Here is a 12,569-nt window from a genome sequence, read left to right as displayed (position 1 = left end):
TCAGACTTTTCGCTTTATTTAGAAAAGGGGTATTTATGACAAAGCTAATCCGTTACAAAATGTTGTCGACCGAGGAAATTTCTGAGGACAGACGGATTCACGTGTTCGACATGCAGGAACAACAGAAGTTGTCCTTCAATTACGAGTCACTCAAGCGAACGCCAAAAAGTTATGTAGACGAAGAATTAGCGGGTTTCGTGAATAAACGCAAGTTGAAAATTGATAATGGTTTTTACGATAAAAAAGGACATGCTTCATAAGCGTGTCTTTTTTGTCGTTGGAGAAGTGATCCATTCAATGATCAAAAATCTATTTTATAGTTAGGTTCCTTTCCGCTTATCATAACTGCGCATGTGACTGCACCTTTATTGTATAGCCCATGGCCTACTCCTTCAGGGTTTAAGTGAAACCTTAACCTTAACCTTAACCGTCACCTGGAGGCTTTAGTTACTCGAAGTGAGCAAGTCGTCACCGCTAGACTTTGGATAGATTCTCTGACTTTCATTTGCTAAGATTAAAACGTCTTAGTCTTGAGGAGGTTGAATATGGCTGATGTTGTCTTGTTTTCAAAAAAGAATTGCGGGCTTTGCGATGAGGTGAGGGAGCTGTTATCCCTGTTTGAGGTCTCAATCAAAGAGTTGGATATCGAAAAGGACCCTGTCTTACAGGAGAAGTATATGCTTGAAATTCCAGTTGTGAAAATCGGCGGGGAAGAGTTGGATTATCGATCCATTGATTACTTTGAACTAGAAAAGCGCTTACAATAAAAAACGTTTGGCTTTCCGCTTGCGTACGGACAACCCCACTGTTAATATAAAATTGAAATGAGATATTTTTTTGCTCCGAGCGGGACATAATACGACTGGCTGGGACGTAAAACATCCCAGTTGGCACCATTTCAAAGAAGGGGCTTTTTCCATGAGAGCGTTCATCGACTTACAAAAAAAATTATTCCCCGATGTCCTGGACGTTATACAACGCCGCTATCAGTTGTTGTATTACATTCAAATCCTGCAACCGGTGGGGCGAAGAGCGTTAGCCGAAAGTGTAGAGCTAGCGGAACGCACTGTCCGAAGTGAAGTGGACTTTTTGAATAAACAAGGTGCGGTTGAGATTACTTCCAGAGGTATGCATTTGAGCTACGAAGGACAGAACATTCTTGAACAGCTAGCCGAGTTTATCAAGGATGTCTCAGGGATAAAGGTTTTAGAACAACAATTAAAGGATAAATTAAACCTAGACTATGTCGTTGTTGTTCCTGGTGATAGTGATGAGCTTAATTGGGTAAAACAAGAGATGGGAAAAGCATGTGTCCAGTATTTGAGAGAACATATGGTACCTAACCAGGCGATTGCCATTACAGGTGGAACTACAATGGCATCTGTTGCGCAAGTAATGAGCCCACTTAAAGGAGCGGATCAGTGTTTGTTTGTTCCTGCACGTGGTGGTCTTGGAGAACGGGTCGAAAACCAGGCCAATACGATATGCGCAGAAATGGCAAAGAAAGCGAAGGGTGATTATCGTCTTTTATATGTACCCGATCCATTGAGTGAGGAATCGTATCAGACGATTAAAGAGGAACCTTCCATCAAGGAAGTGTTAGACATCATTCGCCATGCCGAAATCGTCATTCATGGTGTCGGAGATGCATTGACGATGGCAGAACGGAGAAAAACATCCCCTGAACAATTGGAAGTGATCAAACAGCAGAAAGCCGTTGGCGAAGCTTTTGGTTATTATTTTAATTCAGATGGTGAGATCGTTCACAAAGTCCGTACTTTGGGTCTCCAATTAGAGGATCTGAAGCGTGCGAAACATGTGATCGCCGTCGCTGGAGGCCGCTCGAAAGCACAAGCTATCTCATCTTATTTTCAACCGGGGCAAAGCAATGTCCTGATCACCGATGAAGGTGCTGCGCAACAGTTAATAAGGGGATTTTCCCTTTAAATAAAATGATTCAATCATCCTAAGGAGGAATTTTGCATGACAGTAAGAATTGGTATTAATGGTTTTGGACGTATCGGACGTAACGTTTTCCGTGCTTCATTGAAAAATAACGATGTTGAGGTAGTAGCGGTTAACGACTTGACTGATGCAAACATGCTTGCACACTTGCTGCAATATGATACTGTTCACGGTACTCTTTCTGAAGAAGTAACGACTAACGGTGACAACCTTATCGTTGGCGGCAAAGAAATCAAAGTACTTTCTGAGAAAGATCCAGCTCAACTTGGTTGGGGAGATCTTGGTGTAGATATCGTTATTGAATCTACAGGTCGTTTCACTCAGCGTGACGATGCGAAGAAACACTTGGATGCAGGTGCTAAGAAAGTCATCATCTCTGCTCCAGCTAAGCAAGAAGACCTTACAATCGTTATGGGAGTTAACGAAGATCAGTACGACAAAGATTCCCACCACGTAATCTCCAATGCTTCTTGTACGACGAACTGCTTGGCTCCATACGCTAAGATTCTTGACGAGAAGTTCGGTCTTAAGCGCGGTATGATGACAACTGTACACTCTTACACGAACGACCAGCAGATCCTTGACCTGCCACACAAAGATTATCGTCGTGCCCGTGCAGCTGCTCAAAACATCATTCCAACAACTACAGGTGCTGCTCAAGCTGTTGCAAAAGTTCTTCCACAACTTGATGGTAAACTTAGCGGAATGGCTATGCGTGTTCCAACAGCGAACGTTTCTATCGTAGACTTCGTTGCTGAGCTTGAAAAAGACGTTACTTCTGAAGAAGTGAACGAAGCGCTTAAAGCAGAAGCTGAAGGTAAACTTAAAGGTATCCTGGGTTACAGTGACGAGCCACTTGTTTCTACTGACTACAATGGCAACACTCACTCTTCTGTCATCGACGGACTATCTACACTTACTCTTGAAAACAACATGGTTAAAGTTGTTTCTTGGTACGATAACGAGTTCGGTTACTCTAACCGTTGCGTAGACCTAGCTGTATATCTTAAAAACCAGGGCTTGTAATATCTGAGCCATTTTTGAAAATACTATGAAAAAGCTGGAAAGGAGGAGGTCTCAGGTCCTCCTCCTTTATCCATGTTTTTTTCCATCCTGCTTATCGGCGTTTCTGCTGGTTTAATCTGTGGAAACGTACATAAGGGCGGGTGATGAACCTGACCACAAACCAAGGAGGTTGTCATTCTATGAATAAGAAAACAATCCGTGACGTTGAAGTGAACGGACAGACGGTTTTTTGCCGTGTTGACTTCAATGTACCGATGAGCGACGGAAAGGTAACGGATGATACTCGTATCAAAGCTGCTCTTCCGACAATCAAACACCTTACAGGGAACGGGGCCAAAGTCATCCTTGCCAGTCACCTTGGACGTCCAAAAGGAGAAGTCGTAGACGAACTTCGTCTTGATCCTGTGGCTGACCGTCTGAGCGATCTTCTCGGTCAAACGGTAACAAAAACGGATGAAGTACACGGTGACGAAGTGAATAAGGCGATTTCTGAAATGGAGAACGGCGATGTTCTTCTTATCGAAAACGTCCGTTTCAACCCAGGTGAAGAAAAGAATGATGCAGAGCTTGCAAAAGCATTTGCAAACATGGCTGATCTTTATGTCAATGATGCTTTTGGAGCTGCTCACCGTGCCCATGCTTCTACAGCAGGAGTTGCTGAGCACATTCCAGCAGTAGCCGGTTTCTTGATGGAGAAAGAAATCAACGTTCTTGGTAAAGCACTATCTAATCCAGAGCGTCCTTTTACAGCAATCATTGGCGGAGCTAAAGTGAAAGATAAAATTGGAGTCATCGATAATTTGATTGATAAAGTCGATCACCTGATTATTGGTGGCGGACTTGCTTATACCTTTGTTAAAGCACTAGGGCATGAAATCGGTAAATCCTTGCTTGAAGAAGACAAAATCGAGCTTGCTAAAGAATATATGAAGAAAGCAGAAGAAAAAGGCGTGAAATTCCACATGCCAGAGGATGTCGTTGTTGCTGATGATTTTTCTGATTCTGCTAATAAGAAAGAAGTCGCAATCGACAGTATTCCAGCTGACTGGGAAGCGCTGGATATCGGACCGAAGACGAGAGAAAAGTATGCAGAAGTTATCAAAGATTCCAAATTGATCATTTGGAACGGACCGATGGGCGTATTTGAACTCGAATCTTTTGCTAACGGAACGAAAGCAGTAGCGAATGCTCTTTCTGAAACAGATGGCTACACAGTTATCGGTGGAGGAGACTCTGCAGCGGCTGTGGAGAAATTCGGTTATGCAAATGATATGGATCATGTATCCACAGGTGGTGGAGCATCTCTTGAATTCATGGAAGGGAAAGAACTTCCAGGGGTCGCTCTGCTAAAGGATAAATAATAAAGGAGAGGTGAAGCAGACATGCGTAAACAAGTGATTGCAGGTAACTGGAAAATGAATAAAAACCACCGTGAAGCGGAAGATTTCATTCAAACAGCAAAAAATGAGGTTCCATCTTCAGACAAAGTGGAATCTATTGTTTGTGCACCATTCCCTTTTCTACAAAAACTTGTAGAAGAAACAGAGGGGACGAGCTTGAAAATCGGTGCTCAAAATATGCATTTTGAAGAAAGCGGTGCTTTCACTGGGGAAGTAAGTCCAGTTATGTTAAAAGAGCTAGGTGTCTCTTATGTAGTACTTGGCCACTCCGAGCGTCGTGAAATTTTCAATGAAACAGATGAAGAAGTAAATAAAAAAGTCCACGCGGCATTTAATCATGGGTTAACACCAATTGTTTGTGTTGGAGAATCTCTTGATCAGCGTGAAGCGAATGAGACAATGAATGTTGTAGAAACACAAGTGAAGAAAGCATTGGAAGGTCTTACGAATGAACAGTGCGCCAAGACAATCATCGCATATGAGCCTATCTGGGCGATTGGTACAGGCCGCACAGCGACTTCTGAACAAGCGAATGAAGTTTGTACACATATTCGTAAAGTAGTAAGCGAATTTGTCAATGCAGACGCTGCGGAAGCTGTTCGTATCCAATATGGTGGAAGTGTGAAACCGGCCAACGTAGATGAGCTACTTTCTCAGTCTGACATCGATGGTGCTCTTGTAGGAGGAGCTAGTCTTGAAGCAGACTCTTTCCTAAAACTTGTGGAGGCAGGTAAGCATGAGTAATCAAAACCTTGCAGCCTTGATCATCCTTGATGGCTATGCCCTTCGCGACGAAGAAAAAGGCAATGCCGTCAAACAAGCGAACACACCGAACTTTGATCGGTACTGGAACCAGTTCCCTCACTCTCAATTAACAGCGAGCGGGGAAGCAGTCGGACTACCAGAAGGTCAAATGGGTAACTCAGAAGTGGGTCACCTGAATATTGGTGCAGGTCGTGTCGTTTATCAAAGTCTGACACGAATCAATTTGTCTATCCGTGAAGGTGATTTCTTCAGTAATGAAATCATTTTGAACGGTGTGCGTGAAGCGAAAGCAAAAGGCAAAGCCCTTCATATATTCGGTTTGTTATCAGATGGTGGCATTCACAGCCATATCGATCATATGATTGCCACACTGAAACTTGCGAAAAAGGAAGGTCTGGAAAAAGTTTTCATCCATGCCTTTCTGGATGGCCGTGATGTCGGTCAGAAATCCGCTAAAACGTATGTAGAACGAACGCAGGAAGCGATTGAAGAAGTAGGAATCGGTCAAATCGCTACTCTTTCCGGACGTTACTATTCAATGGATCGTGACAATCGCTGGGAACGGGTTAAGAAAGCTTACGATGCGATTGCATATGGAGAAGGGCCGACGTATAAAGACCCAATCGAAGCCATCGACGATTCTTATAGTGAAGAAGTGTATGACGAGTTCGTCGAACCAGTCGTATTGACGGATGACAATGGAGAGCCAGTCGGAACGGTAGAGGATGAGGATAGTGTGATTTTCTTTAACTTCCGTCCCGACCGTGCGATACAGTTGTCCCGTGCCTTTGCGAACGACGACTTCGATGATTATGAGCGTGGTGACAAAGCACCGAAGAATCTTCATTTCATCGGTATGACGCAATATAGTGACCAGGTTCAAAGCAAAATCGCTTTTCCTCCAAACGATTTAAAAAATACAGTTGGAGAAGTACTAGCTGACAATGATATGAAACAATTACGTATTGCAGAAACAGAAAAATATCCGCACGTTACGTTCTTTATGAGTGGTGGCCGAGAACAGGAATTCGAAGGGGAAGAGCGCATCCTCATTGATTCTCCGAAAGTCGCTACTTATGATCTTAAGCCTGAAATGAGTGCTTATGAAGTGACGGATGCCTTGCTTAGTGAGCTTGAAGCGGATAAGCATAACGCCATCATCTTAAACTTTGCCAATCCAGATATGGTCGGCCACTCAGGAATGCTTGAGCCGACTGTCAAAGCGATTGAAGCAGTAGATGAATGTTTGGGTAAAATCGTTGATAAAATCCATGAAAAAGGTGGACATGCTATTATTACAGCTGACCATGGGAACTCTGACGAGGTGACGACCTTGGATGGAGATGCTATGACGGCTCATACGACTAACCCAGTACCGGTCATTGTGACGAAAGAAGGGGCAGAACTCCGTGATGGAGGAATTCTGGGTGATCTATCCCCGACCCTTTTAGAATTATTGAATGTTGAACAGCCTAAAGAAATGACAGGAAAAACACTAATCAAAAAATAAGGGAGAGATATTAAATGCCATATATTACTGACGTATATGCACGCGAAGTTTTAGACTCTCGTGGTAACCCGACTGTTGAAGTAGAAGTTTATACGGAATCCGGAGCTTTCGGAACAGCATTAGTTCCAAGTGGAGCTTCTACAGGTGAATATGAAGCTGTAGAACTTCGTGATGGCGACAAAGAACGCTACCTTGGAAAAGGTGTACAAAACGCCGTAGATAACGTTAATGAAAAAATTGCTCCAAACCTTCTAGGTATGGATGTAACTCAGCAAGTGATCATTGATCAAATGATGAGAGAGCTGGATGGTACAGAAAATAAAGGAAACCTTGGTGCGAACGCAATTCTTGGTGTTTCCATGGCTGTTGCTCACGCAGCTGCAGACGTTGTAGGTCTTCCACTTTACAAATACCTTGGTGGATTCACTGCAGCTACGCTTCCAACACCAATGATGAACATCCTTAACGGTGGAGAGCACGCAGACAACAATGTAGACATTCAAGAATTCATGATTATGCCGGTTGGTGCTCCAACATTCAAAGAAGCACTACGTATGGGTGCGGAGATTTTCCACTCTCTTAAAAAAGTGCTTAGTAACAAAGGGTATAACACTGGTGTAGGTGATGAAGGTGGTTTCGCTCCTGATTTAGGATCTAACGAAGAAGCATTATCTACAATCATTGAAGCAATCGAAGCTGCTGGCTACAAGCCTGACGCTGAAGTGAAGCTTGCGATGGACGTTGCTTCCTCTGAAATCTATGAAGATGGCAAGTACAACCTTAAGGGCGAAGGTGTCGTGCGCACGTCTGAAGAAATGGTCGACTGGTATGAAGAACTTGTCAATAAGTATCCGATCGTTTCTATTGAAGACGGCCTTGATGAGAACGATTGGGAAGGTACTAAACTTCTTACAGATCGTATCGGTGACCGTGTCCAGCTTGTCGGTGACGACTTGTTTGTTACGAACACGGAAAAGTTAGGTCGCGCAATTGAAGAAGGTGTAGGAAACTCTATCCTTATTAAAGTGAACCAAATCGGTACACTTACTGAAACCTTCGAAGCGATTGAAATGGCGAAGCGTGCAGGTTACACTGCTGTCATTTCCCACCGTTCTGGGGAAACAGAAGATGCAACAATCGCTGATATCGCTGTTGCGACAAATGCTGGTCAAATCAAAACAGGTGCTCCTTCCCGCACAGACCGTGTAGCGAAGTACAACCAACTTCTGCGTATCGAAGACCAGTTGCTTGGAACAGCTACTTACGCTGGCGAGAAAGCATTCTACAACTTGAATAAATAAGTTTTAAAAGCGTAAAATGCGGCTGAACTAAGTCGTACAAACCATTTATTTGAATGCTGGATTTAGTCATACCACGACTTGAATTTAGACGTACAAATAATGAAGCAGAAACCCCTGTTTATATGTGTTAAATCACATGTAAATGGGGGTTTTTTATGATTTCATCACTATTGAAGGAGTTTTTATTTGATTTGCAGATTAAAAACTATTCTGAAAGGACGATTGATACTTACAAATATAACTGCTCGCAATTGGTTTATTACCTTCGAGATAATTTTGAGATTGAAGATATTGAGGAAGTATCCACGCTTCATGTAAAAAAATTTATTCAGCACCAAACGAGCATAGGAAACAGACCAACTTACATCAATTCTTTAATTAAATCGCTCAGGGCATTTTACGTGTATCTGGTCGAGGAGGAATATGTGACATTGAACGTGATGAAGAAGGTAAAGTTTCTTAAAGAAGAAATACCAGTGATAAAAACATTCACCGACCAAGAAGTAGCAAAATTGCTCGATGTTTACGATTTTAGAACGTACTTAAACGCTAGGAACAAAGTTATCATTGCCATGTTTGTGGATACGGGTATTCGATTATCTGAGTTAATTAATTTGCAGACCGAATGGGTGTACGATACGAATTTAAGCGTTTTTGGTAAAGGAAAGAAATGGCGACACGTGCCAATCAGCTTAATGTTGAAGAAGTACATGATTCGCTATGAACGTATTAAGGAGAATTACTTCTGCAAGAAGAATCTGGAGTACGGCAATTATATCTTGTCTAGGAGTGGAAGCCAATTAACGACAGTAGCCATAGAAGAGGTCGTTCGTAATGCAGGAAAGAGAGCAGGAGTAAGGGCGGATATTCGTTGTTCCCCGCACACCTTGAGACATTATTCCATCCAATCAAATTTAAGGAATGGCTTGGATTTATATAGTTGTTCAAAGATTGCGGGGCATGAAAATATCCAAATTACTAAGCGTTACTTACAAGGATTAGAAACAGAGAACATTTTAGAAATGGCAAAGAAGTCCAGTCCATTGATGAACATAAAAAAATAACCATGTTCGTCTCAGTTTGGCGACCTAGAGAACACGCTTATCGAGAAAAGCGTTCGACTATCCTGTAACACATTTAGATATACTTTTGCTCACCGTTCTCTAATAAATGGTATGGATGTGTTAACCTTAGAGAAAATCTTGCGATATGAGAAATTGGGAATGACTCAAAGGTATATGAACTTGTGGGGAACAGCCTTGAAAGAACAAAATGATAGGTATAACCCACTAAATAACTTAGATATATAAATCCTATAAAGAAAGTGTAATGTAGTAAAAGGAGTAGTTGATTCTACTCCTTTTTTATTAATGGTTCTGTTGGAGTTTAGTATTGGTTTTTATTAGTAAAATGGACTTCCCTTATTGGAAGTCCATTGGTTGTATTTATTAGCTTATTCATCAATCGCACCCAATTGGCTAATATCACCACAAGCCTTTCAGTATCCTATAATTCAAAATACACTTTACTTTTTGAAAAAGATTTACCAAGGTTCTGCCTATAGAAGCAGCTTAAAAGTACCCGATCAATATAGGGATATAAATAGAGTGCTCACTGTTTTGTAACCATTCTATTATTACAGGACTTTCTCGGGGGTTATTGCCTGTGTAATAGTTCTCGATTTCAATCTATCACATTGAAATTTGTTGTTGAGAAGGAGTAACAATCTCTTCTTCCTCATTGATGATTTGATACTCTTCATCATTCAAAACCTTCTCAAAAAGTTGAAGGGCTTTTTTTGAATAACGATGTTCAGACTGGTTAATACCAATGTCAATATGGTATAGGTTATTGGTGTCTTTTATACCAAACCCAGTTTCACCTTCAATCTGTTTAATCATCTTATCCACTGGGTGCCAATGTGACAGTCCCAATTTAGAGGCTACTTGTGAAATCCTCATAGGATACAGCCCCATTAGTTGCTCTGTACTTGATACGTTACCTATGCCTATAACTTTCACACCATCGTGACCTGTATCTGGTAACTCATCTGGGCTACTAGTAGTTAAACCTAGTAACTTACTTAATTCTTCCTCATCTTTTATACTCTCAATGCTGAGCATGTCTACTTCGAGATTGGTAATACTCCTACTTTTAACGATGTTATAAATATTATTCTGGAGCTCTCTTAAAGTGTCCATTGTCATAGAGTTACGCTGATATAAACTTTCGTATAAGGGAGTAAAGTCATTAAGCTGAATATAGTTAACCCTAATACTTTTACCTCCACCTAAGTCGATTGTTTTGTCTGTAGGTGGATTGTCGCTACTTTGTATTTCATCTTTGTAATCAATGAACCAAATATTATTGACAACTTCATCTACATCTTCATTAATTATTTCAGCAACATCGGACAATATTCCTTTGATGTTAGAATCGTTTAACGAATAGCCTAAGAAGATGACTGGATGTTCTAGAAAATAAGTCAATAATTTTGCAATAAGATATTTCTGCTTATCTTTAAACCCAATATAGTCGTGAGTCGACACGACAATCTCTGAAGGTGTAGACATACAACCGTGAATTTTTAATAGATGACCTATTTCTGTGGCTTCCTTGCGTTTTATCACCTGTTGTCCGACTACTACTTTATAACTTGGTAGTAACTGCTCAATCAGGGTGTCATAATTAGTTGTGATAACTGCATGCGGATTCAAATTACTGAATGCATCTAATTCCTCGCTGTACGTATTATCATTTATATTAAAATTTTGCATATAATTATTTAACACTTCAGAAATTTGGTGCTTGAGGAAAATACTCTTATCATAATGGTGGTCATATAGTCTTTCTGGAAAAACGCCCTCGCCATATTTCTCCCATGCATAGTTTTGATACTCATCAATAATTGCAGAAGCTACCTCTGGATAATCATTATTCGTGTTCTGAGTATAATAGCCTATTGGAAAGCGTTTGTTAGGGTTCAGGTTAATGAGTTCTTCAAGTAAACCTAACCAATCTGGTGCACCTAAGTACCTGATAGACATTCCAGACCCCATAAACAATATTGGTCTACTTCCACTATCATCAAGAACAGTTCTTAGCCTTGCTAGGGAACTATCGAGGTATTCTTCATAGACTGACAATTCGAGACCTCCTCATAATAACATTACATGTAAAATATACCATAAAGTGAGTCATCTAGGACATTAGTTATTATAAGAGTGAGTAATAATATAAGACACCAAGTTAAAAAGGTGTCTTATTATTCACCCCCAAGTTGCAACAATAGCTGATAATGATTGCAATGTACGTCCCTCGACTGTAAAATCGTTGCCATTAAATATTGCTACTTCATATTCTCCTGTAGTAGATGAAACCCGCACTTCACCTATTCCATTGAAAATAAGAGGTCCGTGTTTTTCTGAGTATTTAGTTATATTGCCGAAAAGTCCATCTGAGTTTGGACTATCAGCAAAGAATGCCTCTTCAAATTTAACACTTAAAGTCGTATTTCCCCTACGAATTTTTATTTGAGCAAAATTTTTTTTCGAGTAAACACTAATTACTTCACCACTTACTACTCGTGGTTTCCCTAAGTCAGATTCACTAAGTGCATCTGCTCCTCTATTGAATAGACTAGGTGCTTTCTTCTTTTTTAACGCCTCCCTTTCTTTTTCTTCATCTACTTCTCCGTTTAGAGTTGGTTCTATCCTTGTTTGAGTATCCTTTCTATTGTTAGTAGTAGTGTTCTTCTTACGATTTTTCTGTTTTTTTCTCATTTCTTCAATCTGTTCATCGGTCATTTGTGAAAGAGAGAATGCTCTTTTTAAAGCATTTCTTTTTTGCTTTTCAGACATTCTTACATTTATCGTTTCTTGGGTATCTATCCCTCCTCTGGTTGCAGATCGTTCAAAATAGTGGATGCAATCTTCGTCATGGTCCTCATTTTGTAGTGTTCTGAAATAGTTTCTTCTCGAGTATCTAAAGACTACTACTAATTTTGCGTTACAATTTTCAGAGGTACAATATAACTGACCTTTATAAGTGTCCTTATAAGAAGAAGGATCAATGTCATCAGCGGTTATTTCCCTTACAGATGTTGCTCCATTTGAGAATAATGCACTATCAGGCACGAAAACACCCCTTTCAAAAGTCTCAATGACATTTTACAACAATATTCCTTATTTTCAAAATTTTCCTTAAAATACTTAAGATTAGTTGAAGTAGACTTAAGATAAAAGTATACAAAAGAGTAAGCGATATCGTCTCATTTATGTACACCCAATTTAGACACTCTGTGCTATCTGGTTTGATAAGGTGTATAGTGTCTCAAAAACATGTGTCAAAATAGAAAGGTGGTATATTCGGCAATACGTTACGCATGATTTTCCTCAAACACTCAGCACCTCTAAATACAAATCAGCCATTTCCAAGAAAATAGATGTGAATACAATATGTGGATGAGGATATGTAGAAAGATAAGCCCTATAACAGTTTAATTTTTTGCTATGAGAGAGGGTTGAGTTTGTTGACAGAATTGGTATTTGGAAATCAAGGAATGTAGGGATGGTATTCAATATATGGGGGGCAGTTCATTCT

General features: G+C 40.5%; 11 protein-coding genes. 9 read left to right on the top strand and 2 right to left on the bottom strand.

Annotated elements, in window-relative coordinates:
• Positions 1-35: 35 nt before the first annotated feature.
• The 9 genes from BMZ58_RS03975 (at position 36) to BMZ58_RS03935 (ending at position 9,031) form a co-directional block, all read left to right on the top strand.
• The gene (locus BMZ58_RS03975; protein WP_075035270.1) at positions 36-260 is read left to right on the top strand and encodes a hypothetical protein; all 225 of its coding nucleotides are present in this window, start codon (positions 36-38) and stop codon (positions 258-260) included.
• Between the two features lie 285 nt (positions 261-545).
• Complete coding sequence (locus tag BMZ58_RS03970; protein ID WP_075035269.1) at positions 546-767, top strand: glutaredoxin family protein; 222 nt, start codon at positions 546-548, stop codon at positions 765-767.
• A 151-nt stretch (positions 768-918) separates the two neighbouring features.
• Complete coding sequence (locus BMZ58_RS03965) at positions 919-1,947, top strand: sugar-binding transcriptional regulator (protein WP_075035268.1); 1,029 nt, start codon at positions 919-921, stop codon at positions 1,945-1,947.
• A gap of 36 nt (positions 1,948-1,983) precedes the next feature.
• Positions 1,984-2,991 carry a type I glyceraldehyde-3-phosphate dehydrogenase gene (gap, locus tag BMZ58_RS03960; RefSeq protein ID WP_075035267.1) on the top strand — a complete coding sequence of 336 codons (1,008 nt, stop codon included), beginning with the start codon at positions 1,984-1,986 and terminating at the stop codon, positions 2,989-2,991.
• A gap of 179 nt (positions 2,992-3,170) precedes the next feature.
• Positions 3,171-4,352 carry a phosphoglycerate kinase gene (locus BMZ58_RS03955; RefSeq protein WP_075035266.1) on the top strand — a complete coding sequence of 394 codons (1,182 nt, stop codon included), beginning with the start codon at positions 3,171-3,173 and terminating at the stop codon, positions 4,350-4,352.
• Between the two features lie 21 nt (positions 4,353-4,373).
• Positions 4,374-5,135, top strand: a complete 762-nt coding sequence (gene tpiA, locus BMZ58_RS03950; protein ID WP_075035265.1) for a triose-phosphate isomerase — start codon at positions 4,374-4,376, stop codon at positions 5,133-5,135.
• Positions 5,128-6,666, top strand: coding sequence for a 2,3-bisphosphoglycerate-independent phosphoglycerate mutase (gpmI, locus tag BMZ58_RS03945; RefSeq protein WP_075035264.1), 1,539 nt, complete (start codon positions 5,128-5,130; stop codon positions 6,664-6,666). The genes tpiA and gpmI overlap by 8 nt, the downstream gene beginning before the upstream one ends.
• A 14-nt stretch (positions 6,667-6,680) precedes the next feature.
• Positions 6,681-7,967, top strand: a complete 1,287-nt coding sequence (gene eno, locus BMZ58_RS03940) for a phosphopyruvate hydratase (RefSeq protein ID WP_075035263.1) — start codon at positions 6,681-6,683, stop codon at positions 7,965-7,967.
• A 155-nt stretch (positions 7,968-8,122) separates the two neighbouring features.
• On the top strand, positions 8,123-9,031 hold the full coding sequence (locus tag BMZ58_RS03935) for a tyrosine-type recombinase/integrase (protein WP_075035262.1): 909 nt from the start codon (positions 8,123-8,125) through the stop codon (positions 9,029-9,031).
• 627 nt (positions 9,032-9,658) lie between these two features.
• On the opposite strand, the gene BMZ58_RS03930 is transcribed toward BMZ58_RS03935, so the two are convergent.
• Both BMZ58_RS03930 and BMZ58_RS03925 read right to left on the bottom strand, forming a co-directional pair.
• A complete protein-coding gene (locus BMZ58_RS03930) occupies positions 9,659-11,113 on the bottom strand; it encodes an SIR2 family protein (protein ID WP_075035261.1) in 1,455 nt (484 codons plus the stop codon).
• Between the two features lie 123 nt (positions 11,114-11,236).
• On the bottom strand, positions 11,237-12,103 hold the full coding sequence (locus BMZ58_RS03925; protein WP_075035260.1) for a hypothetical protein: 867 nt from the start codon (positions 12,101-12,103) through the stop codon (positions 11,237-11,239).
• Positions 12,104-12,569 lie beyond the last annotated feature (466 nt).

This window comes from Halobacillus dabanensis, assembly GCF_900114165.1.
GTDB lineage: Bacteria > Bacillota > Bacilli > Bacillales > Halobacillaceae > Halobacillus > Halobacillus dabanensis.
This window is presented reverse-complemented; position numbering and strand designations above follow the sequence as displayed.